The organism is Methanolobus sp. WCC1 (assembly GCF_045690315.1).
In the GTDB taxonomy this organism is placed as follows: domain Archaea; phylum Halobacteriota; class Methanosarcinia; order Methanosarcinales; family Methanosarcinaceae; genus Methanolobus; species Methanolobus tindarius.
The window spans coordinates 369866-394602 of record NZ_CP146979.1 but is presented as its reverse complement, the minus strand read 5'-3'; the positions used below and the strand labels follow the sequence as shown (position 1 = coordinate 394602).

At 40.8% G+C, this 24737-nt stretch carries 28 protein-coding genes; 22 read left to right on the top strand and 6 right to left on the bottom strand.

Annotated elements, in window-relative coordinates:
• Nucleotides 1-72 precede the first annotated feature (72 nt).
• The 11 genes from V7O61_RS02065 to V7O61_RS02015 all read left to right on the top strand — a co-directional run bounded on the left by V7O61_RS02065 (nucleotide 73) and on the right by V7O61_RS02015 (nucleotide 7464).
• The gene (locus V7O61_RS02065) at nucleotides 73-1104 is read left to right on the top strand and encodes a U32 family peptidase (RefSeq protein ID WP_407282904.1); all 1032 of its coding nucleotides are present in this window, start codon (nucleotides 73-75) and stop codon (nucleotides 1102-1104) included.
• Nucleotides 1104-1490 carry a DUF5402 family protein gene (locus V7O61_RS02060; RefSeq protein ID WP_288069823.1) on the top strand — a complete coding sequence of 129 codons (387 nt, stop codon included), beginning with the start codon at nucleotides 1104-1106 and terminating at the stop codon, nucleotides 1488-1490. The genes V7O61_RS02065 and V7O61_RS02060 overlap by 1 nt, the downstream gene beginning before the upstream one ends.
• A 256-nt stretch (nucleotides 1491-1746) precedes the next feature.
• Nucleotides 1747-2661, top strand: a complete 915-nt coding sequence (gene mtrE / locus V7O61_RS02055) for a tetrahydromethanopterin S-methyltransferase subunit E (RefSeq protein ID WP_023844721.1) — start codon at nucleotides 1747-1749, stop codon at nucleotides 2659-2661.
• Entirely contained in the window at nucleotides 2658-3377 is a 720-nt protein-coding gene (mtrD, locus tag V7O61_RS02050) for a tetrahydromethanopterin S-methyltransferase subunit D (RefSeq protein ID WP_288069819.1), read from the top strand. Before mtrE ends, mtrD begins: the two co-directional genes overlap by 4 nt.
• Entirely contained in the window at nucleotides 3378-4187 is an 810-nt protein-coding gene (gene mtrC / locus V7O61_RS02045) for a tetrahydromethanopterin S-methyltransferase subunit MtrC (RefSeq protein WP_407282905.1), read from the top strand.
• Complete coding sequence (locus V7O61_RS02040; RefSeq protein WP_023844724.1) at nucleotides 4184-4498, top strand: tetrahydromethanopterin S-methyltransferase subunit B; 315 nt, start codon at nucleotides 4184-4186, stop codon at nucleotides 4496-4498. The genes mtrC and V7O61_RS02040 overlap by 4 nt, the downstream gene beginning before the upstream one ends.
• Before the next feature lies 1 nt (nucleotide 4499).
• Nucleotides 4500-5228, top strand: coding sequence for a tetrahydromethanopterin S-methyltransferase subunit A (gene mtrA / locus V7O61_RS02035; protein WP_407282906.1), 729 nt, complete (start codon nucleotides 4500-4502; stop codon nucleotides 5226-5228).
• Nucleotide 5229: 1 nt separating this feature from the next.
• Complete coding sequence (locus V7O61_RS02030) at nucleotides 5230-5457, top strand: tetrahydromethanopterin S-methyltransferase subunit F (protein WP_023844726.1); 228 nt, start codon at nucleotides 5230-5232, stop codon at nucleotides 5455-5457.
• A gap of 1 nt (nucleotide 5458) precedes the next feature.
• Complete coding sequence (mtrG, locus tag V7O61_RS02025; protein WP_023844727.1) at nucleotides 5459-5695, top strand: tetrahydromethanopterin S-methyltransferase subunit MtrG; 237 nt, start codon at nucleotides 5459-5461, stop codon at nucleotides 5693-5695.
• A gap of 17 nt (nucleotides 5696-5712) precedes the next feature.
• A complete protein-coding gene (mtrH, locus tag V7O61_RS02020; protein ID WP_023844728.1) occupies nucleotides 5713-6669 on the top strand; it encodes a tetrahydromethanopterin S-methyltransferase subunit H in 957 nt (318 codons plus the stop codon).
• A gap of 228 nt (nucleotides 6670-6897) precedes the next feature.
• Nucleotides 6898-7464, top strand: coding sequence for a hypothetical protein (locus tag V7O61_RS02015; RefSeq protein WP_407282907.1), 567 nt, complete (start codon nucleotides 6898-6900; stop codon nucleotides 7462-7464).
• Between the two features lie 32 nt (nucleotides 7465-7496).
• Here V7O61_RS02015 and V7O61_RS02010 read toward each other — a convergent pair whose 3' ends face one another.
• The 4 genes from V7O61_RS02010 to V7O61_RS01995 form a co-directional block, all read right to left on the bottom strand.
• Nucleotides 7497-7775: a DUF1894 domain-containing protein gene (locus tag V7O61_RS02010; protein ID WP_407282908.1), complete on the bottom strand. Its 279-nt coding sequence runs from the start codon at nucleotides 7773-7775 to the stop codon at nucleotides 7497-7499.
• A gap of 15 nt (nucleotides 7776-7790) precedes the next feature.
• A complete protein-coding gene (gene purM / locus V7O61_RS02005) occupies nucleotides 7791-8795 on the bottom strand; it encodes a phosphoribosylformylglycinamidine cyclo-ligase (RefSeq protein ID WP_407282909.1) in 1005 nt (334 codons plus the stop codon).
• Nucleotides 8792-10204, bottom strand: coding sequence for an aspartate kinase (locus tag V7O61_RS02000; RefSeq protein ID WP_288069810.1), 1413 nt, complete (start codon nucleotides 10202-10204; stop codon nucleotides 8792-8794). The genes purM and V7O61_RS02000 overlap by 4 nt, the downstream gene beginning before the upstream one ends.
• Before the next feature lie 110 nt (nucleotides 10205-10314).
• Entirely contained in the window at nucleotides 10315-11604 is a 1290-nt protein-coding gene (locus V7O61_RS01995; protein WP_407282910.1) for a hypothetical protein, read from the bottom strand.
• A 106-nt stretch (nucleotides 11605-11710) separates the two neighbouring features.
• On the opposite strand from V7O61_RS01995, the gene V7O61_RS01990 reads away from it, so the two are divergent.
• From V7O61_RS01990 to V7O61_RS01975, 4 genes are all read left to right on the top strand, one after another.
• Nucleotides 11711-12916 carry a cofactor-independent phosphoglycerate mutase gene (locus tag V7O61_RS01990; protein WP_407282911.1) on the top strand — a complete coding sequence of 402 codons (1206 nt, stop codon included), beginning with the start codon at nucleotides 11711-11713 and terminating at the stop codon, nucleotides 12914-12916.
• 145 nt (nucleotides 12917-13061) lie between these two features.
• Nucleotides 13062-13523, top strand: coding sequence for an Hsp20/alpha crystallin family protein (locus tag V7O61_RS01985; protein ID WP_407282912.1), 462 nt, complete (start codon nucleotides 13062-13064; stop codon nucleotides 13521-13523).
• 417 nt (nucleotides 13524-13940) lie between these two features.
• On the top strand, nucleotides 13941-14735 hold the full coding sequence (locus V7O61_RS01980) for a helix-turn-helix transcriptional regulator (RefSeq protein WP_407282913.1): 795 nt from the start codon (nucleotides 13941-13943) through the stop codon (nucleotides 14733-14735).
• A gap of 245 nt (nucleotides 14736-14980) precedes the next feature.
• On the top strand, nucleotides 14981-15739 hold the full coding sequence (locus tag V7O61_RS01975; protein WP_407282914.1) for a coenzyme F420-0:L-glutamate ligase: 759 nt from the start codon (nucleotides 14981-14983) through the stop codon (nucleotides 15737-15739).
• Here V7O61_RS01975 and V7O61_RS01970 read toward each other — a convergent pair.
• On the bottom strand, nucleotides 15725-16186 hold the full coding sequence (locus V7O61_RS01970) for a cytidine/deoxycytidylate deaminase family protein (protein ID WP_023844739.1): 462 nt from the start codon (nucleotides 16184-16186) through the stop codon (nucleotides 15725-15727). The genes V7O61_RS01975 and V7O61_RS01970 overlap by 15 nt on opposite strands.
• 114 nt (nucleotides 16187-16300) lie before the next feature.
• Between V7O61_RS01970 and V7O61_RS01965 the strand changes: the two genes are divergently transcribed.
• From V7O61_RS01965 to V7O61_RS01940, 6 genes are all read left to right on the top strand, one after another.
• Nucleotides 16301-17203 (top strand): protein translocase subunit SecF, encoded by a 903-nt coding sequence (locus tag V7O61_RS01965; RefSeq protein WP_407282915.1) that lies wholly within the window; start codon nucleotides 16301-16303, stop codon nucleotides 17201-17203.
• Nucleotides 17200-18894, top strand: a complete 1695-nt coding sequence (locus V7O61_RS01960; protein WP_407282916.1) for a preprotein translocase subunit SecD — start codon at nucleotides 17200-17202, stop codon at nucleotides 18892-18894. The genes V7O61_RS01965 and V7O61_RS01960 overlap by 4 nt, the downstream gene beginning before the upstream one ends.
• Nucleotides 18895-18905: 11 nt before the next feature.
• A complete protein-coding gene (locus V7O61_RS01955; protein ID WP_407282917.1) occupies nucleotides 18906-19949 on the top strand; it encodes an AAA family ATPase in 1044 nt (347 codons plus the stop codon).
• A gap of 16 nt (nucleotides 19950-19965) precedes the next feature.
• A complete protein-coding gene (locus V7O61_RS01950; protein ID WP_407282918.1) occupies nucleotides 19966-21615 on the top strand; it encodes a tRNA uridine(34) 5-carboxymethylaminomethyl modification radical SAM/GNAT enzyme Elp3 in 1650 nt (549 codons plus the stop codon).
• A 104-nt stretch (nucleotides 21616-21719) separates the two neighbouring features.
• On the top strand, nucleotides 21720-22079 hold the full coding sequence (locus tag V7O61_RS01945; RefSeq protein ID WP_023844744.1) for a helix-turn-helix domain-containing protein: 360 nt from the start codon (nucleotides 21720-21722) through the stop codon (nucleotides 22077-22079).
• A 77-nt stretch (nucleotides 22080-22156) separates the two neighbouring features.
• Nucleotides 22157-22903, top strand: coding sequence for a MinD/ParA family protein (locus V7O61_RS01940; protein ID WP_023844745.1), 747 nt, complete (start codon nucleotides 22157-22159; stop codon nucleotides 22901-22903).
• A 17-nt stretch (nucleotides 22904-22920) separates the two neighbouring features.
• On the opposite strand, the gene V7O61_RS01935 is transcribed toward V7O61_RS01940, so the two are convergent.
• The gene (locus tag V7O61_RS01935; protein WP_407282921.1) at nucleotides 22921-23733 is read right to left on the bottom strand and encodes a hypothetical protein; all 813 of its coding nucleotides are present in this window, start codon (nucleotides 23731-23733) and stop codon (nucleotides 22921-22923) included.
• Nucleotides 23734-24274: 541 nt separating this feature from the next.
• On the opposite strand from V7O61_RS01935, the gene V7O61_RS01930 reads away from it, so the two are divergent.
• Entirely contained in the window at nucleotides 24275-24673 is a 399-nt protein-coding gene (locus tag V7O61_RS01930; protein ID WP_023844747.1) for a DUF1699 family protein, read from the top strand.
• The last annotated feature ends 64 nt before the right edge of the window (nucleotides 24674-24737 follow it).

The window sequence follows — 24737 nt, the reverse complement described above, 5'->3', positions numbered from 1 at the left end:
GATAAGAGTTTTGCTTTTTAGGCAATACAATAACCAAAATACTTATCTAAATTAAAGAGTACCAGCAAAGCGATGAAACTATATGCCCCCCATGTGGGACACCTTGAAGGACTGGAGGAACTGCTTACCGGTTCCAATAATATTTACGGCATTTATATGGCGGGCACACCTGACTATGTTGGTACCGGAAGGACAAACTTAAGCTCACCAGGACTGGAAGAGATAGCAGAGCAAACTGCCTATGCCCATGAAAAAGGCGTGAAGATGGAAATTGTCCTGAACAGTTCATGCATGGGCGGACAGCACCTTACAGCTGAAGGGTACAACCGTATTAACTGGTATTTCACTCAGCTACATAATATAGGCGTAGATGCAGTAACTGTTGCAGAGCCTTATTTTGTGGAAATGCTTTCCAGGGACTTTGATATGGAAGTTGTGGTTTCAGTCCTTTCATTTGTGGATTCGCCACAGAAGGCAGAGTTCTATGAAGGACTTGGTGCAGACACTATAGTAATAGATCCTGTTGTTAACAGGGACTTCGACAAACTTGAGGCAATCAGGGATTCCGTTTCATGTGACCTGAAACTTCTTGTGAACGAAGGCTGCCTTTACCAGTGTCCTCTGAGATATGCTCATTTCAATTTCTTCTCCCATGCAAACGGACCGGGGCCAAAACTGAATGTTCTGGATGATTACTACTATTATAAGTGTCTCTCACTCAGAATTAAAGATCCCCAGCAATTAATCAAATCCCCATGGATTAGGCCAGAGGATCTTAAGGAATACAAACATATTACTGATACATTCAAGATCGGAGGAAGAACTCACTTCCCCAACTGGATACTGAACAATGTGCAGGCATATGCAAATGAGTCATATGACGGAAATCTTATGGATCTGCTTGATTGTCCAAGAGACATAAGGGATCTTTTTTACATACCAAACAAAGAACTGGACGGCGCCATCAACCAGTGGAAACAGTGCAGTAAAGTTTGCAGTAAATGCGGATACTGTAAGAGACTTGCCGAAAAGATACTTAAAGTGTATTCCACAGAAAATGGAGAAAATATACTCAAACCCCTGAAATGCGATGGAGGGCAATAATGACAATAACAGAAACATTAGCAAAGAACCGCGGTGATCTTGAGAACAAACTGAGAAACCTGCTGGCAAAACCTGTCTTTATATTAGAGCTGGATGCTTTTGCTCTTCCATGTGGTTGCAAGGGAGCTACAATAAACACAAGAGGGCTTCAAATTGATGACCTTGAAATTTTCGAGGAACACATTAATGAATACCTGAAAAATACTTCAGAGAATCTCGAAGTTGAACCATCATTTCTCTTTGCAAGACTTGTGCCTGGTACGGCAGAAGTAGCATCCCTTAACAGTAGAGTTCTTTGCAACAGATGCTACATGGATTTTGCACGCGGAACCGGCAAACAACCAAGACCAGACATATATATACTTAACTTCTCACGCAGGGAATAAAATCCTGTTTTTCAGTATTTTTTGAAATATATATTTCTACCGTTGGTTGCTACCGTTATTTTTTGAGCAGCCAAAATAGAAAGACCCGTATTTTGGCTTGTTCCATTCGAAAGGTTTAAGAAGTATTTAATATAATGCAAACCACCTGACGTTAGTCTACGCCATATTAGTTATGATAAAATATTCGAAGTTAGAATATTTTTATTTTGGCACGATTTACGCTTAATTTATACAATACAAAAAGGAGGAAATGTGAATGGAACCGCTCACAGGTATGGGCGTACTGGCACTTATGGGAGCCGCTGCAACTATTGCAGGAGCCTCTGAAGACCTTGAATCAGATGTTGGGTCACAGAGTAACCCAAACTCCCAGGTACAGTTAGCCCCTCAGATGATGTATCCACACAGGATACACAGTAAAGCTGTTTCTGGTGAACCACCATCAAATGCACTTATATGCGCTGTTGGTGGAACAACCGCATCCGTACTGATCAGCACTGGTGCATCTGCTGCCCTAGCACTTGTTATTGGAGCAATTGTGGCTGCAGCAATACACGGCACTTATTCAACTACTGCTTACATGGGCAGATCAGCAAGTCAGAAACGTTTCAAACAACCAGTTTATCTTGATGTGATTAGAAGTCACTTGCCAGTTATCATGGGATATGCATTCATCACTACATTCTGTATTTTAGTGGTATCTTATCTTATGGCAACCGTTCTGGCACACCCATTCCCACTGCCACTTCTGGCATTCATTTGGGGAATTACAGTTGGTGCAATTGGATCATCAACAGGTGATGTACACTACGGTGCAGAAAGACAATTCCAGAATGTCGAATATGGATCAGGCCTTAACGCTGCAAACTCCGGTAACATCGTGAGAAAAGCAGAATCCGGTCTTAGAAATGGTATCGACAATTCATGGTTCTGTGCAAAATTCGGTGGACCTGTTACAGGTCTTGCTTTTGGTATGACCGTATTCCTCAGTGGTTGGGTCACAGCAGTCTTTGATCCAAGCAGAGGAGATGCAATTGGCTGGGTTTCAGTCCTTGCAGGTGTAATTATTGTACTTATTCTTATATTGTGGAACAGAAACATGGAAGTTGCTGCCCGCGCTGCATATGGAACATACAAAGAAGATGAAGCAGAAGCAGAGGTGGCTGCATGATTGATGTTGCAGGAATTTTAATGGCAAACATCACCTACGTAATTTTAATTACATTAGGTGGAGCACTTATTTCATGGAGTGTTCACTTCGTACCAGTAGGTGGTGCTCCAGCAGCTATGGCACAGGCAACCGGTATCGGTACAGGTACCGTACAGCTCGCAGCCGGTGCAGGTCTTACAGGTCTTGTTACAGCTGGTGCAATGATGCAGGTATCAAACAGCCCGGCACTTGTAATTGCATCCGGTGCAGTCGGTGCAATGATCATGATGTCAGCAACAATGATCGTAGGAACATGGGTTTACGTATATGGTGTCGGATGTCCTCCAGCATCAGCAAAAGTAAAGTACGACCCAATTACAAAGGACAGGCAGGATCTTTATGTCTCACAGGGAACTGAAGGTCATGGACTTCCAACAGTATCATTCGTAAGTGGTGTAATCGGTGGTGCCCTTGGTGGTGTCGGTGGTTCAGTTGTATACTACGCACTTATGAGCGTTCAGAACGGACTCCCACTAGCAGACCTTGTAGGTATGGCCAGTGTTTTCGCAGTAGGTATCTTCTTTGTGAACGCAGTAATTCCATCCTATAACATTGGAGGAACTATCGAAGGTTTCCACGACCCTAAGTTCAAGAGATTCCCAAAGGCAGTTCTTGCATCCCTTATAGCAACATTCTTCTGTGCACTTATCAGTGTACTTGCAATAGGAGGTCTGTAAATGTCAGCAGGTGGAAGTGGAGCAGCCGCAGAGGCAATTCCACAGAATAATATTATCGCCTTTGGAGTATTAGGCGGACTTGTAGGAATATACGGAGCATACTTCCTTGTAGGTATGGTCGGTCAGTATATGTCATTCATCGGTGCCCTTGGCGCAATATGCGGTATGATATGGGGCGCAGCAGCAGTTAGAAGAGTAGCAAGTTACGGACTTGGTACTGGTGTACCTTCAATCGGTATGCTGGCTCTTGGTATGGGAGTACTTGCATCAACATTCGGCCTTGCAGTAGGCGGTGTTGCAGGACCAGCAATCGCATTGGTTGTAGCAGCAATCATCGGCCTTATGATCGGTTTACTCGCAAACAAGGTACTTAGCATGGGAATTCCTATCATGGAAACTTCTATGACAGAAATTGCAACAGCAGGTACAATCACCATTATCGGACTTGCAATCGCAATGACAGGAACTTTTGATTTCCCTATTGTACTCAGTCAGGTAATCAGTACCGGATACATTGCAGTAATATTCATTGCAGGTGGTCTGGCAATTCTTCACCCATTCAACGCATGTCTTGGTCCGGATGAGACTCAGGACAGGACACTCATTGTAGCATTGGAAAAGGGTGCAATTGCAATGATCGTTGCAGGAATTGTAGCAACAATCAATGAGGGTGCATCAGGTGCACTTACAATTCTTATTGGACTTGCATTATGGTACATAGGTTTCAGTGGATATTATGACCGTGTAAAGAGAGACGCATACGCTGTTGTCGGAACAGGTCTGTTGCCTTCTAAGGAGGAATTGGAATGAGTATGGTACACGCAGCCCCTGAGGCACATCTTGTACTGGATCCACTAACCTCACTTCTTGCAGAAGAAAGAGAAGACATAATCCAGTATTCAATGGATCCTATAATGGAACAGCTCGACGAACTTGACAAAATAGCAGATGACCTCATCAACTCACTGTCACCAAGCAAACCACTCCTTAACACATTCGAAGGACGTGAGCACACCTCATACAGTGCTGGTTTCTATGGTAACACATTCTACGGTGTAGTAGTAGGTCTTGCTGTTGCAGGACTTATGCTCCTGGTCATGAGCGCATTAGGAGTGATGTGAAATGGCAGATAAAAGAGAACCAGCAGTCGGATGGCCAATCCTTAAAGGAGAATACGATGTTGGCGATGTCAACAACTGTGTTGCAGTCGTAACATGTGGTTCACACCTTGCAGCAGGCCCACAACTGGATGCAGGCGCATGTCTGACAGGTCCATGTAAGACCGAAAACCTTGGTCTTGAAAAAGTGGTTGCTCACGTAATATCAAACCCTAATATCAGATTCCTCCTTGTTACAGGTTCTGAAGTAAAGGGTCACATTACAGGTGAAGCAATTATCAAAATCCACGAGAATGGTGTCAAAGACAACAGGATCGTTGGTGCAACAGGTGCTATTCCTTATGTAGAAAACCTTTCAGAAGAGGCAATTGCAAGATTCCAGGAACAGATCGAATGTATCGATTTGATCGGTACAGAAGACATGGGTGCAATTACCGGAAAGATTAAGGAATTGGCAGGAAAGGACCCTGGAGCTTTCGATGCTGACCCAATGGTACTTGAGGTTGGAGAAGGAGGCGACGGTGACTCCGAGGAAGCTGGCGGACTTAAGCCAATGGCAGCTGAACTTGCAACCGTCAGAAGCAGGATACTGAGCATCAACAAGGAAATGATGGCAATCGGTAACCTCAACAAATTCCACTCCGGTGTTCACGCAGGAAAGGTAGAAGGTATAATGATCGGTCTGGCAATCACATTGTCACTTCTGGGAATGCTATTGTTCGGAGGTCAGTAATATGGCAGAAGAAGAATATGGTAAAGGCGTACCAATGGTGATTACCCCTCAGATGGGACCCATTGAAGCTGTAGTCGAGGATATCCGTTACAGAGCCCAGCTCATTGCAAGAAACCAGAAACTTGACTCTGGTGTTTCCGCAACAGGCGTAGCTGGATTCGTTGCAGGATTCATATTTGCAATCGTAATGGTAGTTATCATCCCTATGTTCGCTTGGAAGGTGATGTAAAATGACCGAAGATAGAAGCGACAGGGTACCAAGTGTGGTCACAGACCCGGAAGACTTCCAGGCTGTACTTGATAAACTCAACAAGATTGATGAGAAGGTCGAGTTCGTAAACAGTGAAGTTGCACAGCGTATTGGAAAGAAAGTTGGAAGAGACATAGGAATACTATACGGAGCTGTTGCTGGAATAATCATGTTCCTGCTTTACGTACTGTTCCTTGCACCTATGCTCGGTATTTAAATAAAGAGGTTATTCATATGTTCAAATTTGACAAGAAACAAGAGGTATACGATGTCGGCGGCGTCAAGTTTGGTGGCCAGCCAGGACAGTATCCTACAGTGCTTATTGGAACGATGTTCTACAACAGGCACAAGATCGTGACTGATGAAGACAAGGGTGTCTTCGATGTAGATGCTGCAAACAAACTCTGGCAGGGAATGGTTGACATGGGCGAAGTTACAGGTAACCCTATCGTAAACCAGATCGTCGGAGAAACACCAGAAGCAATCAAGAAGTACATTGACTGGTTCGTAGAGGTAGATGACAAGACACCATTCCTTATCGACTCATCCGCTGGTGACGTTCGTGCAGCAGCAGCAGAGTACGTAACAGAGATCGGTGTAGCTGACAGAGCTATCTACAACTCCATTAACGCCAGTGTTCATGCTGACGAAATCGAGGCAATCAGAGAAAGTGACATCACTGCATCTATCGTCCTTGCATTCAACGCAACAGACCCAAGCGTAAAAGGAAAGCTTGAGATTCTTGAGAACGGTGGAACCGGCCAGGAAAAAGGTATGCTCGAGATTGCAAAGGAATGTGGAATCACAAAGCCACTTATCGATGTAGCAGCAACCCCACTCGGAGCAGGTTCCGGTGCATCCATGAGAGCAGTTATTGCAATCAAGGGACACCTCGGACTCCCTGTTGGCGGTGGATACCACAACATGGCATCTGCATGGGACTGGATGAAGGCATACAAAAAGCAGTTCGAAACCAGAGAAGAGAAGCAGGCAATCTACATGCCAGCTGATATCGGAACAAACCTTGTACCACAGATACTTGGTTCAAACTTCCAGCTCTTTGGTCCTATCGAGAATACTGACAAAGTATTCCCTGCAACAGCAATGGTTGACATTATGCTTGCAGAGACCGCAAAGGAACTCGGCCTTGAGATCATGGACGAGAACCACCCAATCAACAAGCTGGTATAAACCAGCTTTTTTCTTTCTTTTTTCATCTAAATAACAAAGTAAAGAGCCGTAGGTATAATAGGATCCCACTCCCCAACCTGCATCGGCCATACAACACTCGGAGTTGTGTATTTCAAATATTCACATGATGATATATAATATTTATGAGTAATTCTACATACATAAAACATCACTCCACCATACCCCTATAGCAGAAAATAATTAAAGAAACAAATACTATCAACAAACATGACCGAGGTAATGCTTGTATGGGACAATCCTTTGTTATTTGAAAAACTATTCACTGAACATGGAATTAAATGCCAGAGAATTGTATCTAACTCCATTGGTACACCTTTTATTCCCCCGTGCAAATGTGTTGTAATACCCACAGGATTTGCAAATAAAGCATATACCAGCATACTGCCTGGCATTGAGAGAAATGCCAAAAGTTTTGAGAAATTTGTAAGAAGAGGAGGAAATCTGGTAATATTCAGTCCGGTTGTTCCAGAATATGATTACAAGTGGCTGCCAATGGAACTTGAATATAAACAGGAATACCAGGTAACGCATATTTGCAAGGAAACAGAAGATGAAGCCCAATGTCTTGTTGAAGATACATGTTCTGAAGTGGAATTTGATGGATATTTCTCAAAGACAGACGGTAAAGTCATATTCAGAAGCGATGAAGGCAACCCCCTAATGGTAGTAAAGGAACTTGGAGAAGGAAAAATAATTGCAACTACAATCCATGAATTTCCGTCAGGAGAATTCCTGAAATGGATAAATGAAACCGCAAAAAAGAGCAAATTGTAAGTTATAATTACACTTATAACTAAAATTGCAATTCACTTTTTAAAATCCTTCTCAACCTGCTCTGCAATATCTGCAGCATCAGCAACCTTGAGAACAAAAATACCGAAGCATGGTTTGATGAACTGGAAGAAAACTTCATTCCCTTTTACACCTACAGGAATATTGTCACCCATCAGTGCCACACCACGAAGCCTGTAACCACCAGGTACATGGTAAACCATATCTGACTTTTCCTGAATAAGTTTCTCTGACTGTGCAGGAGTAACTCCTTTCTGTAGAATCTCAAATGGAATATCATTAATACAGGCCATGATAACACCTACCGATTATTCAACCATTACAAGATTGCCAACTTTAATACCTTTTTCCGTGATACGACCAACAATTTTACCACCTGTCATGCTGGCAGCTTTCTCTGCCTGATCCTGAGGCAAAATTATGACAAAGCCCATTCCCATGTTGAAGGTTTTATACATCTCAAAGTCATCGACATTACCCTCTTTCTGGAGGAACTTGAAAATATCATTTGGTTCAATCGGATCGTAGAAATCAAATCCAAGACTTGTAACCCTTTTAAGCTTTAACAAACCACTGCCGGTTATGTGAGCAAGTCCGTGAACATCACATTCTTTGATAACATCAAGAACTTCCATATAGATCCTTGTAGGAATAAGAAGCTCATCACCAATGGTGGTGGATTCATCATATGGGAACTTGTCATGATAAGAGTATGACGACTGTTCCATGATATTTCTCACAAGAGTGTACCCATTACTGTGAACACTGTTTGCAGGAATACCTACAATAGCATCTCCCATCTGAACTTTTTCTCCTGTAATGATACTTTCTTTTTTGACCATGCCAAGGCAGGTTCCTGCAAGGTCAAAGCCGTTAATAATATCCGGAAGTGTTGCAGTCTCGCCGCCAACTATAGACATACGGGAAATCTCTGCACCTTTTCTCAGACCCTCACCGATCTGTGCGGCAAAATCCTCATCATGTTTCTCAAGTGCAAGATAATCCACAAATGAAATTGGCTCTGCACCTATTGCAAGAAGGTCATTTACATTCATTGCAATGCAGTCAATTCCAACTGTATTCCAGCGTTTCATCTCATTTGCAATCAGAACCTTTGAACCAACACCATCGGTAGCAAGTGCAAGGGCATATTCTCCAAAGTCGACAAGTCCTGCATAATGACCTATACCGGTCAAAGGTGCACCCAGACCCTCACGCATATAGTCCATACTCTTTGTGAGTGCCTTTATGGTCACTTCTTCCTTTTCGATGTCTACCCCAGATTCTGCATACGTAAGGTGTTTATCTTTCATTGAGATCCCCTGCATTGTTTATCAAGTTCAAATTCGCCGTGTAAGGTCTTAACAGCTTCCAATGCCTGCCCGGAACTTACCACAAAAGAAATATTGTGCTGTGATGAACCCTGACTGATCATAATAATATTAATTCCAGCTTTTCCAAGTGAATTGAATACTTTCCCTGCAACTCCCGGAATGCCATCCATGCCTGCACCGACAACAGCTACAACACATACTTCGCGGTCATAGGCAACATCACCCACAACATTTGTTGTGAATTCTGATCTGACCGCTCCAACTGCTGCTTCAAGATGATCTTCGTTGACCACCAGTGACATGTTCGCTTCTGATGAGCCCTGACTGATCATGATAATATTAACTCCGGCATTTGCAAGTGCAGAAAATACCCTTGCAGCCGTTCCTATGGTGCCAACCATGCCTGCACCACTTATATTGATAAGAGCAACTTTGTTAATGAGTGTAACAGCTTTAACTACATCTTCTCTGCACTGCTGTTCGGCAACAATAAGAGTTCCCGGGAAATCCGGCTCAAATGTGTTCTTCACACGTACCGGAATTTTATGCCTGATTGCAGGCTCAATTGTCCGTGGATGAAGCACTTTTGCTCCGAAATATGAAAGCTCCATTGCTTCAATATAAGAGATCTGTGGAATCGGACTTGCTTCAGCAACGATCTTTGGATCGGTTGTCAGGATTCCATGAACTTCTTTCCACAGCCATATTTCATCAGCATCAATTGAAGCACCGATTATAGAAGCAGAGAAGTCGGAGCCGCCCCTTCCAAGTGTTGTGATTATTTCCTGTTTATCCTGAGCTATAAAGCCTGTCACAACAGGTATGTGATCTGTGAGCAATGGACTCAGTCTTTCATTAACTCTGGTATAGCTGTCCTCTAGAGGTTTGGCATCACCATAATTGGAATCTGTAATTATACCTGCCTCACCACCTGTGAATGCCTTTGATGGAGTACCGAGTGAACGAATCGAACCGCTTACAATAGGCACTGCGAGACGCTCACCGTATGAAGAAATATAATCAATGGAACGATTGGTGAGTTCACCAAGATAGCAGATTCCTATCAAAGCCTTTTCAAGCTCATCGACCCTGCTGTCTATTACCTCAACACATTCTGACCTGATATCCTCATCATCAATTGCAACATTTATAGCATCGTAATGTTTTTTGCTGAGATCTGCGATGAATTCCTTTACCTGGCTAACTTTACCATTTTTAGATACATCTTTTGCCGTGTTCAGCAAACCATCTGTAACGCCACCAAGCGCAGATGTCACTGCCACAAGTTCATTGCCATCCATGTGAAACTGTCTTAACAGTTCTGCAACATGTCGGATCTTTTCGCCGTTTTCCACGGAAGTCCCGCCGAACTTCATTACGATTCTCATTGATACAACCCTTTAGTTTGTCAGCTAATTGCGTCTATAAACAATAAAGAGTAATATAAAGATTATGTGTAAACCTATGTTCTAAAAAAAATCAATCGAAGAATATAGGCTTACCTGAACTTGTTAAAGAATGTGAAGAATAACAGGAAAACACCTGCTGTCACTATGAGGGATACAGCATTTGACACACCGGTAGATGAAGTCCATGATGAAAGAGATGAAACTGAATCCTTTGTGTCTGATGATTCTTCAGTATCTGATGATGAATCCTTGATAGAATCATCGGATTTAGATATATTGGAAGTTATGTTATAGGTTTTTGAAATTTCAGTTGCTGCCGTATTTGCAAGCTCTACAATAGACTCTGTAATATTGTCCTTGATATTTACGGATACAGAGAAATCTTCCGAATAATAAGAAGTATCATCATCCTCATTTATTGCTACAAGAGTTGCTTTGTGAATGCCTGAATTCATTTCATCGGTTACGGCCTTGTAGACACCAGGGCTTGCATTGTATCTGGAATCCAGAATTTCACCATCCACCAGAATGCGTACTTCCGAATATGACTCGTTCAATGAATAGCTGACAATTGCAATTCTTCCGGCTTTGAGTCCTCCATCCACAGGCGAAGATACATCAATATCCAGACCATCAGGAAGTTCATCTGAAGAGGAGACCTGAATTTGTTTCAATGACACATGATTCAGGAATACTGTGACTTCGTCATCCGTCTCAAAAAAAGCTTTCACGTTGGCAAGGAAGACGGTTTCCGGATTTCCATCCGAATAAACTGTGTAGTAAAAGTATTCATCATCTTCCACCTCATCCTCTTTGAGCAATTTACCATTAAGTCTTAATTCAAGGGTCACTTCGTCATCATCCACATCTGTGGCTTCCAGTGTATAGAGACCTGAGAGTTCCAGCTCAGAATCTGTTTTCAATGAATAACTTTTGTCAAGCAACAGGTAATTTTCAACATCTTCAACCAGATCCATATATTGTTCAATATAGAGAGTGGAATACACCACACCATCCTCTTCATCCACATCACCTTCTGTGGTAATTTTCAGGATAAAGTAATCAATCTCTTCATCTTCGTCATCATTCTCGTCTTCGACTATCGAGCGAATGTATTCTAATGGTTGATCTTCTTTAGCAAAATTGTCATCCAATTCTACTTCTTCCCCGTTAAGGTAGAGTTCAATCCAGACATCACCGCTTTTGCTATTCATGTCCAGTACTTTGAAGGAGTAACCCTGTTCAAGAAAGATCTCATCCTGCACTGCCACCTGAGGTTCAGAGTAATGGATCATTGCCTTTGTCCTCACACCTGATGCGGGAGACACACATAACAAAAGGATACATACAGAGATAATTACAAAATGTATATATTTCATCGAAACCTCACACTTAAAACCAATAAAATGACAGAACTTCTACCATTTTCATGGCATTATTACTGTCTTATGGTTTTTATTGATTTCTATTAATATAGGTGATAATATGAAATATGTAGTACTCATCGGAGATGGCATGGCAGATGAGCCTCTTGAGGAACTTGGTGGCATGACAGTTCTTCAGAAAGCCAACACATCCAACATGGATTACCTTGCAACTTACGGCAGGGCAGGACTTGCACAGACAGTTCCGGAAGGCATGCATCCGGGAAGTGATGTGGCCAATATGTCAATTGTAGGGTACGATCCGAAAAAGTACTATACAGGCAGGTCACCCCTTGAAGCCGCGAGCATGGGCGTGGAACTTGAAAAAGATGATGTGGCTTTCCGCTGCAACCTGATAACCATCAAGGATGATCTGATAGCTGACTACAGTTCCGGACATATTACTAATGAGGAAGCTAAGGAACTGATAGAAAGCATTGATGCAGAACTTGGAAATGAAAAGGTCAGGTTTTATCCGGGAATCAGTTACCGTCATCTTATGGTAGGCAAGAAAGGACTTGGTGCAAATACCGAATGTGTACCACCACATGATGTTATTGATGAAAACAGATATGAACACATGCCAAAAGGTGAAGACAGTGAACTAATCTGTGAGCTGACCGAAAAATCCATGGATATACTGAAAGACCATCCTGTCAACCTTAAAAGAATTGAACAAGGCAAGAACCCAGGAAATTCCATATGGCTCTGGGGACAGGGATATGCACCTGCATTCACACCTTTCGGAGAACTATACAGTCTCAAAGGAGCTATTATATCAGCAGTTGATCTTGTGAAAGGAATAGGAATCTATGCAGGTCTAGATGTGATAGAAGTACCTGGTGCAACAGGATATCTTGACACAAATTATCTTGGAAAAGCAGAATATGCAATCAATGCACTCAAAGACCATGATTTTGTATTTGTACATGTGGAAGCTCCTGATGAAGCGGGACACATGGGCAATATGAATGCAAAGATTCAGGCCATTGAGGATTTTGATGATAAGGTTGTAGGTACAGTGCTAAAAGCAGCTAAGGAAATGGATGAAGATGTAACCATAATGGTACTTCCTGACCATCCGACACCTATAGCACTGAGAACCCACACATCCAATCCAATACCTGTAGCTATTTACTGCACTTCAGAAAAAGTATCAGATGAGGCAGATGCATTTAACGAGGAAGCTGTAAAGAAAGGAAATCTCAGGACAGTTTACGCAGCGGATCTTGTAAGAAAACTTATTGATGGCGAGTGGGCTCAATAACCCACTCTACAATGCCTCTTGCATTCTTTTTTTAAATTAAAAAAAACACTCATTATTTATATATAGAAAAACTTAGATATTATTTATAGTGGGAGTATCTGTTTTTTGGATAGTTCCATCCATATATAAACAAGAGAGTGGTAAAATGAAGTTTGGACTAACACCATGGTCACCATCCACAGCCTCAAGGTGGGACCCGTTTGATGATATGAGGCAGATGCAGGAGCGCCTTAACCGTTTGTTTGGAGATAGCGAACGGAGTTCGGATATGATGGACATTGATACATTGTCCCCTCTGGTTGATATCAAGGAAGAAGATAACAACATCATTGTTACAACAGATCTTCCAGGTGTCAGCAAAGATGATGTTGATATAGATATAAGTAACAACAGAGTTTGGATTAAGGCCAACATGCACAAGGAGTCAGAAGATCAAAAAGAAGGCTACCTTATGCGTGAGAGAACTTACAGCCGGTTTGCAAGAGCATTCAACCTTCCATCCATGGTAAATGAAGATGCTGCATGTGCCAAGCTTGAGAACGGTGTGCTTACTATCACAATGCCAAAGGCAGAGGTAGAAGAAAAGCACAGGATAATGATCGAATAAAGATTACTTCAGGTCCGATTATTCGGACTTCTTTTTTATTACCCCTACTAATATTATTCGTCATTCGATAATTTTATATTGCGGCATCAGTTAGAAATATCATCATCCTTTGCTCAGTCGGGGTAACTGTCATCATCGCCGCAAAAAAGTACAACGCAAATATAGTATATTACTTTTCTCTGAAGAAAAGTGATGATTATGGTGTTTCAAACTTGTAAATGAGCTTACAATATTCAATATATCCAACAATATCAATATGCTTAAATAATAACAACCCAGACTCTAAAATTGGTTTTAAAAGTGTGGTTGGTTCATATTAAAATCAAAATTATCTGTGTAGTCACATCAATCAGCGAATAACACAGTCATAATAGTTTTAAGTAGATGACAGCCATCCACATGAGAGAATGATAGATTATGAGAAGAGCATTAATTGAAACTATTAGTAGATCTGAAAAAAGGAAAGATGTTTTACTGCTCCTGCAAAACGGACCAGTTAGCATGTCAAATATTTTACAAGCACTTGATGTCAGCAGAAATGCCCTCCTTCCCCAGATGAAAATATTAGAGGAGGCTCATTTAATTAAAAAAAATGAAAAAGATGACACATATTTTCTTTCTAAATTCGGGGAAATCATAATCAGAGATCTGGAACCATTGCTCAGCACTCTTGAGGTGCTTGAAAAACAGATGGACTATCTTTTAAGCCACAATATAGACTTCGTACCAGCTGAACTTTTGTATCGAATTAGAGAACTAAAAACTTGTAAACTTATAGAACCTGATTTACATGAAGCTCTGGATTTGAGTCAGATTGCAATTGAGAAATGCCTTAAATCTGAAAAGATATTCTGTGTAACATCTATATACCACTCTGAATATCCACCCCTATTCACCAAATATGCAAAGAATGAGTCGGAGTTCAACTTTGTTATTACTGAAGATGTGCTTGCAAAGTTCATCGAAGATGACAAACAAAAGCTGGAAGAACTCATTCAATATCCAAATATCAATTTTTACATATACCCCTATAAAATAGAACTTTCATCTGTGCTAATGGCTACAGATCTTATGCTATTAAAGCTCTTGACGTTTAATGAGATTTATGACCCGCGATATCTCATCTCCAGTGAACAGGAAGCTATTATCTGGGGAAAGGAACTTTTTGATCACTATTTCAGCAAAGCTGAGCCCCTCTTAAGTGTTGAATAAACAGTATTCAAAACAAGTTGGAAGGGAAGTAAGTACAATAATAGAGTTACGATTTTTGCTTCAATTTTGTGGTTGGTTGATAGTTGTAGATTGAAACTTGTACTTACTTCAATAATCCACTCCCGTCATATATTATTGTGAGTTTCAGATATAAACTAACCTTGTATGAATTTAACATAGCATTATTAATTAACATAAAAGCATTATTCACAACAACATAATCATATCTATTGGAGATTTTTAAATTGAAAATGCAGGCATTTACTGTAGAAAACATCCCTTTGATAAAAGAGGGAGACGATATTGCATCGATTATCTGTGAAAATACTACCATAGAAGATAATGACATTGTTGTAATAGCTTCTACCATCGTTGCCAAAGCAGAAGGCAGGATGTTCAGGCTGGAAGATATAATACCTGGAGAAAGAGCACTGACTATTGCATCAAAACATAATCTTGATGCAAGATTTGTACAGGCAGTACTTGACCGCAGCAAGGAAGTGCTGGTAGATTACCCAATATTTTTGGTTGAAACACATAACGGACATGTCTGCATTAAAGCAGGAATTGACGAATCAAATGTTGATGTAGGCTATCTGGCAGATCTGCCATCTAATCCTGATGAAAGTACAGCCCGGATTGGAGAGGCGATTGAGCAGATTACCGGAAAGAAAATCAGCGTCATACTCACAGATACCAACGGCAGGGCATTTAAAATAGGACAGACTGGAATTGCCATTGGTGTTTACAGGATACATCCGATAAAGAACTGGAAAGGACAGAAAGACCTGTTTGGAAACACCCTTGAAATTACAGAAGAAGCAATTGCAGATGAGATTGCAGGAGCTGCAAACCTGCTCATGGGAGAAGGTGACGGCGGATATCCGGTAGTAATTATCAGAGGACTGGAACTTAGATCAGAAGAGTCATCCATCCAGGAAATGTACCGTAGTGACCGGGAAGATATAATTAAAAAGGGACTTCGCTGTTTAAGCAAAGTCTGATACCGGGATGTTAACAACCTCTACACCGGATTCCTCAAAGAAAACAAGTGAATCTGCATCCGGGTAAGGCTGGATGTAAACAACTTTTTTGATATTTGAATTGATTATCATTTTTGCGCAGAGTATGCATGGCTGGTGAGTGCAGTAAAGTGTGGCACCATCTGTGCTGACACCATGCAGGGCAGCCTGGATAATTGCATTCTGTTCAGCATGTACCGCACGGCATTTTTCATGACGGGTACCTGAAGCAATATTATTTTGCTGTCTTATACAACCTATATCAAGACAATGTTCCATATTTCTCGGTGCACCATTATAACCTGTGGAAAGTATACGTTTATCCCTGGCAATTACGGCTCCAACTCTGTTTCGCAAGCAAGTGGAGCGTTTGGCCACAACCGTAGCTATCTCAAGAAAATACTCATCTATACTTGGCCTTTCAGTCATCGTTTAAATGAAGCAGTAAGTGGTATATATAAGTTGTAGTGTAAGAGGTAATCATCAATTTCAATTGCTTATATAGATGAAATTGAGTAGTTATTATTTCTGGAGCATAGAAACATGGAAGTCGGTTTGACTGAACGTTTAGATTCTTTTGTTAGAAAACATGACGATCGTCAGCTTGCAGCATTACCGCTTATTGTATTTGTTATTTCATTAATTATACTTGCAATTACTTTTGCAAGCAGCGGATCACCTGTAAAGCTTGGAATGGATTTTGAAGGCGGAACTATGATCTCAATGGCAAGCCAGGAAAGTGTGGCAGCCATTCAGCAGAAGTATGCAGATTACCCTATCACCGACGTCAGACAGGCCGGATCACGTATAATAATGCAGTTTGGGCCAATGAACGATGAACTGCAGCAGGAGCTTACAACTGATGTGATAGAGTCCTACGAGAATGTTGAGATTAATCAGGTAGGACCAGTATACGGTGCAAGCCTGCAGAAACAGGCAGTAAAAGCAGTAATTATATCATTCATAGGAATGGCAATTGTGGTCTTTTTGATATTCAGAACATTCGTACCATCCGTAGCTGTAGTCATTTCAGCAATATCAGACATAGCAATTGCAGCAGCATTCATGAACATCGTAGGAATTGAACTGTCCCTTGGTACAGTTGCAGCCCTTTTGATGCTCATCGGTTATTCAGTAGACAGCGATATTTTGCTTACAACAAGGGTTTTGAAACGACGTGGAACCCCACAGGAGAACATCAGCAACGCAATGCATACCGGTGTAACAATGACGACAACAACCCTTGCAGCTCTTGTGGCAATGTACATTATTTCAACATTCTCTTACGTTCTCAGCCCATCATTTTCACAAATTACCCTCCTTTCAAACATATCCATCGTCCTCATTTTCGGACTGGTTGCAGATATGATGAACACCTGGATGCTTAACACATCAATTCTCAGGTGGCATGTCACAAGTGTCGGCACAAGGAGGAGAAAAGCATGAGGGACGATGAAAATCAGAGCCTGTTCAAAGATATCAGGGTCATTGTATTTATTATTGCAATACTTGGTTCTATAATATTCATACATCCAGGTTACAGCTCTGACGAAGGGTTCACAACCAACCTCAACTACGGACTTGATCTTGAAGGTGGTTCCTGGCTTCAGCTCAAACTTCAGGGTGCTGTTGCACAGCTTGACGCAGACGAAGGCCTTCTTGTAAAAGAAATCGTCAATATCAACCTTGCAGAAGACGTTAATATTGCATCCGTAAATGAAGAGGAAGATGATATAACAGTAACTTTCACATCAGCTTCGATACTTACCAATAATCAGATGGATCAGCTTGGAGTTGGCCAGACAACGATTTCACGAAGCAATAACGTTACACAGGTAGTGCTTCACTCAACTAAAGAGACACTCATCAGCACATACCTTGCAGACACGCTGAAAACAGAAGTAATTCCAACACTTATTTCTGATGGAGTGGAATATGAAATCAGGACTGCAATTACACAGGAAGAACTTGAAGCCCTGATGGAAAAGGTAGGAGGTTCCATTGTAACTGACATCAACGGAGATCCTGTCTACAAGGAAGGAGTTACAACCGAAACCAGAGACCTTACAAAAGAAATCCTCAGCGACAAGCTAAATTCCATCGGACTTAAAGACATACCAGTAAAAACAGTCGGTGAAGATTACATTCTTATTGACTTTGCAGGAATTGACCTTGCAACTGCCAAAAACATCGCAGAGAAACCTGGTAAATTTGAGATAAGAATCGTAACCCAGGGCAATGAATCCAAACACGTGCTTTACGGTGATGAAATAGAATCCGTAAGCATCGTAGGATATCATGAAGACCAGGGACAATGGTATGTTCCTTTCACCCTGACAGATGCCGGTGCCCAGGCACTTCAGGAAATTGCCATTGAAACCGGTGCAACTCAGGATCCGATGTCACATAACCTTGTAATGTACCTGGATGAGAACGAGGTTTATAGTGCGCCTCTCAGTTACTCTGCAGCAGACAAGCTGGAACAAGCACCAATATACTCATGGCAGGCTTCAACCGGCGCTGACGAAGAAAGTAAGACAAGAGCAGAGGAATTACAGATTCACCTGCGTGCAGGTGCGTTACCTGTGAATGTCGAACTTATGGGATCAGGCCATGTGGATGCATCCCTTGGACAGCAATTCAAGACACAGGCTGTTATTGCAGGAATGATTGCACTTCTTGCAGTTGCGTTTGTGATTTTCAGGAAATATAACAAACCTGCTATTCTGATACCAATGGTCAGCACTTCAATAAGTGAAGTAATAATGATCCTTGGTTTTGCAGCAGCAATCGGATGGCAACTTGACCTTGCAAGTATAGCTGGTATCATAGCAGCCATAGGAACAGGTATTGACCACCTTGTTATAATTACTGATGAAGTGCTGTATGAAGGAAAACTCCCGCCAAGAAAAGTTTATCTTTCAAGGATTACAAAAGCATTCGGGATCATATTTGCAGCATCTGCAACAACCATTATCGCAATGTCACCACTTGTCATAATGGGATTTGGAAGCCTGAAAGGATTTGCAATCACAACAATCGTTGGTGTCCTTATTGGAATACTGATCGCAAGACCAGTTTATGGTAAGGTCATCCATGAAGTGCTTGCAAAAGGTGCAGAAGCTGAAGCGGAGTAAGGAGACATATAATGAAGGACCTGTGGACTGTAAAATACCGGCCAAAGACCTTTGATGAGATTATCGGTAACGAACAATCCCTGGACATGATCAGGAAACTGGCCATGTCCAATAACCTTCCTCATCTTGTGTTCCACGGCCCGGAAAACTCAGGCAAGTCAAGTGCAGCCTTTGCACTTGCCTTTGAACTTTATGGAGATGATTACGAGCGGAATCTTGCTTATTTCAATGCGTCTGATTTCTTTGAACAGGGTAAAAGCTACCTTGTGCGTGATAAAAGATTCCTGCGTATCATAGGCACTGATGATCCTAAAAAGATATCAGGCAGTGTAATCCATATTTTCAAAGAAATAATTAATGAATATGCCAGCATGGCACCCGTAGATGCAGACTACAAAATCATATTTATTGACAATGCAGAATCACTTAACTCAGATTCACAGCATGCCCTTAGAAGAATTATGGAGAAATACACGACAACCTGCCGTTTTATACTCTCTACCACACAGCCTTCTAAACTTATTACTCCTTTAAGATCCAGAGGACTGCAATTATTTTTCACACATGTATCTGATGACAAAATGACAAAGTTCATCTCAGAAGTTGCGGAAAATGAAGGACTTAACATAAGTACTGATGCTATTGCAGCACTTGTATATCACGCAAAAGGCAATGTTGCCAAAGCTTTAAACACTTTACAGGTTGCTTCGATTCAACCTGGAAATGAAAGCATGGATACGCAGCAAATATATGATGCAGCTCTTGGAGAACAATCCGAAAATATTAACAAGCTCTTTGAGTCCATGGTTGGAAAGAATATTCTTGAAGCCAGAAAGAATATTGATGAACTGATTCTGGGAGAAGGGTTATCAGGACAGGAAATTCTCTTGCAGCTACATCAGGCTACTGTAAACTCAAACGAACCTGATGACATTATTGCCAGATGGGTCACAAAGATAGCTGACACTGATATCTATCTTACTGAGAGTGCGAACGAGAGAATACAGATAGAAGCCCTTGTTGCAGGGTTTTGTCAGCAGGATGCCAATTTATAATCAGATTTGATGGCTCATGACTGATAACGATAAGACTAATTTTGAAACAGCATGTCGCAAAATACTTGACATGGTGCTGGATGGCACTATTAAAGATGAGAAAGAGCTCAATAATTCCAAGAAAAAAATAGCAAAGGAGTTTCGCCTTTCCACCCTTCCAAAAAATGCTGACATCATTATATCAGGAAATGATAACGAGCAAGAAATTGTCAGGGCTGTTCTTCAGCGCAAACCGGTGCGAACAATTTCAGGCGTTGCAGTAATTGCTGCGATGACATCGCCTGCACCATGTCCTCACGGAATATGCGTTCCATGTCCCGGAGGACCTAATTCTGAATTCCATTCACCACAGAGTTACATGGGAAGGGAACCTTCCACCATGCGAGCCATACAGTTTGAATACGACCCGTATAAAATTGTAACAAACAGATTGACCCAGCTAAAACAGATAGGACATGAGGTAAAAAAAGCCGAACTGATAGTCATGGGAGGTACATTTTCCGCAAGGCCAATAGATTATCAGGAATGGTACGCAAAACGCTGTCTTGAAGCCATGAATGATTTTTATGGAGATTCATGGAGGCAGGAAGCAAATCCAATTGGTAAAACTATTCCATATTACACCATAGAGGACGTGCAGAAAGCAAATGAGACTGCAGAGGTGAAGAACACCGGAATTACCTTTGAGACACGTCCGGACTGGGCTAAAACACACCACATAGACAAGATGCTTGAACTTGGTGCCACCAAAGTAGAGATTGGTGTCCAGAGTACTTATGATTTCATACTTGAGAGAATGAAACGCGGACACACAGTTGCTGAAAGCATTGAAGCTAACAGGATACTTAGGGACAGTGCACTGAAGGTAGGATTCCACATGATGCCAGGACTTCCTGGAACAGACATAGAAATGGACATCAGGAATTTCAAACGACTTTTTGATGAGCCGGGATTCAGACCTGATTACCTGAAAATATATCCTACTCTGGTTACTGAAGGTACTGAGCTTCACAGAATGTGGAAAGAAGGAAAATACCAAGCTATTGGAGACGACGAAGCAACACTGATGCTTTCGGAAATTAAATCATTCATCCCTAAATGGGTCAGATTACAACGTATACAGAGAGATATCCCATCACCGCAGATACTTGCAGGTGTAAGGAAAAGTAACATACGACAGCTAGCACACGAACATCTGGAAGAGCATGGAGGTAAGTGCCGCTGTATCAGATGCCGTGAAGTCGGGCATAACATGCTAAAAGGAAATGAACCTGATATTGAGAACATAGAACTAACTGTTGAATCATACGAATGTTGTGGTGGACAGGAACACTTTATTGCCTTTGAAGACATTGAAAAAGACATCCTTATAGGATTTTTAAGATTAAGATTCCCGGCAAGACCACACCGTGAAGAGCTTTCCGGTGCAGCACTTGTAAGAGAACTACACATATACGGATCAACCGTAGCTGTGGGTAAAGAAGCCGGCATGAATGACTGGCAACACAGAGGCTATGGCAGAGAGTTAATTACACATGCAGAAGAGCTTGCAAGAGATGCAGGATACAATAAACTTGCCATAATAAGTGGTATAGGTGTTCGTGGTTACTATAAGAAGGTAGGCTATGGACTTGAAAAAGCATACATGGTAAAAAGCTTGCTGTGAAACTTGACCAGAAAGTTTTATTAGTGATTATGACGGATAATTGTATATACAAACAAACATAGAATAGTTGAAAATTCCGATGATTAAATGCAGGAGACAAAATATTGGACTCTGAACTCCTTGAACAGATTGTCACCAATTTAAAAGACATTAATTCCAAACTTGACAAGCTCATAGTACAGGTTGATAACAGGGACGAACAGATCAGCGAAAAAGAAAGAATCATGGCTGATTCCCTGGACGTTATCACATTGTTGTCCCTTCCCGACCATCTTAGGACAACTGCCACAACATTATTTGAGATTGGACCTGCAACGGCAGATGAGATCTCAAAAATAACAAATAAAGAAAGAGCAGTTGAAAGTAACTATCTTAACCAGCTTGTCAGAATGAACCATGTACGGAAATACAGAGAAGGAAGGAAAGTATATTTCCGTATCAACGATAGCTTAAAGAAAAAATAATATATGATGAGATAGATGCTAATTTCTGCATATATGAAATATTGATATACCCTAATTGAACTAATCAATGAATTAACATGACACTCACATTAGCAATCCATTCTTCCAAAGGCGGTACAGGGAAAACCAGTATTGCAATGAACCTAGCAGTTGCTTTTGCATCTACCGGGAAAAACACGTGTCTTATAGATCTTGATCTTAGAGGACCGTCACTCTGCTCAATGTTTGAGCCTAAAACCCATTTCTGGATTAATGATTTCCTTTCAGGGAAATGCAATATAAATGACACACTTACAGATGTCAAAGGCGAAATGGGAACTGAAGCTCATATGTACCTTAGTTTTTCAAACCCGGATATCAGAGAGATAAGAGATCTGGTAAGTAAAGATCGTGACTGGCAGGCAAGTGCCCTTAAAGCTCTAATGAACGGAAAGAGAGAACTTTCAGAAAAGGATCTTGATGTAATAATATTCGACACCAGTCCGGGAGTGGAATATGAGTCAATTAATGCAGTGGCAGCATCTGATATGGTAATCATAGTACACAATGATACCAATGCCTGTACCAGCTGTACAGAACAGCTTATAAACGGAGTTTATTCCCTTCTTGATAAAAAATGTGGCATTATTGACAACATGTCCCATCGTAATATAATCGACATAATCGATACTAAAAGATACGGAGTCCCTGTTCTTGCAACAATTCCATGTATGTGTGAGATTGCAACCCGAAGCAAGGATGAAATCCTTGTCCATACAGAGCCCGAACATCTGTTCTCAAAGAGCATTTTTTCTATTAAAGAAAAGATCGAAGCAATGAAGTGATTATTACTTCAATACATCTATTTTTCATCATTTTTCAGTATATCGAGAACATCATTCTTGATATATTCATCCAGATCACGGGATTTACGGTCATTTATATCGCTTTCAATATCCCCTGATGAAAGCAAGATATCCTTGAAAACAACTATTAACACATATACGAGAAATGCCGGGAAGAATGCAAGAATGGTTCTTTCCACAGGATAAACCAATATGACCGATTTATAAGCACTTGCCGGAAGATCATATAATAGATGATACGATATGCTGCCTGCCATGTGGTCCGTGAGAACCCCGAGCAATGAGGCAAAAAATAAAGAGACAAAGATAAATAGCCTTGAAGTGATGCTTTTTTTAAGAATTAGCCTGTCAAAATACACAAATGCTCCAAGTACAAGCAGGTGATACCAGGGATACAAGTATGCAGTCCTGCCTACATCAAATAAGTACCATATACAAATAAGTCCAAAGAAAATTACCTTTGCAGCCTTGTGCTCCCTATTAACCACAAGACCTGAAACTACTGAAGTCATAGCATTAAATATCAATGAGAGTAATGAAAATGCAGTCATTGAGAAGAAAGTTCCAGCACTTATTTTATATAGAGAGATTCCAGAAAGAGTTATGAGAGAACCCCATAATGGACCAAATAACATCCCATTCAATGCACCAAAAGAAACAGTTGAACTTATCTGAACACCATCTATCCCAGCTACTTCCATAATGTCAGGCATATATATGGAAAAGTAAGTCAAAACTATTCCAAAGGCAATATAAACTACTTTTACATCGTTTTTTACCCTTAATTTTGGCAACAGTTTAGGATACACGTCTCTTAAAATGGAAGCGTATTTATATAAGCTTTTACATCCAAACAAAACTGAGTAACTAAAAATAGGCCGTTACCTATTTCTTTTTGCAATCAGAAAAAATAGTAAAGAATCAGAGTTGTATATACATCGAAATCACAAATGAACTGTATATATATAGTACAAATACACACAAACTTAGTTGTTCACAGACAACAGTAATTTTTTTACCGGGCAACTTAATATTACCACTATTCATCACAAAATATAAAAAAACTATTTTTTAGTAAAATATAAAAAAATAGAAAAATACCATTAAAAAAACAAGCACATACAGTACAAATAAAAAAGATAAGAAGTTATGAGTAACGGTTTTGCACGTAAAGCACAGTGTCAAAAAACTAAGTAATTATATTATTAAGCTACTTTATACCATCGATATAACGTTATATCAGCAACCTTTAAATAAAAGTTTGTATATACACTAATTTTTAGAGAGTAAATTTCTCAACTATAAGCAATAAAAATTGCAAAAAAACGCAAAAAAAAAGGAAGGTAAAACATGAAAATCAGAGTTGTAAGTTCAAAGGAAGAGATCAATTCACTTGGCCCAAACGAAGAGATTATTCACCTCGCATTCAGACCATCAAACACGGACATCTTTTCACTTATAATGAAATGTCCAAATGTAAAGGCACTCCACATCCCAAGCTCATATAAGAGAACCATCTCAAACTCCGCAAAAATGTACCTTGAGATGCAGGGAATTGAGCTCCTTGAAGGAGACGTATGGGGACACAGAAAGGACATCAACGAGTACTCTGAAGTTTCACAGAGTGTGTATGACCGTATTGCACAGTACAAGCAGGACGGCCTTTCAGACGAAGACGTAGAAGACAAGATGATCAGGGAAACAAGACTTAGCCCGGATTTTGTAAAGTTCCTCGTAAAACAGGGATAAACACTCACTCACTTCCGGCTAAAGCCGGAAAACTCTTTTCTTTATTACTTTTAATAAACAAACG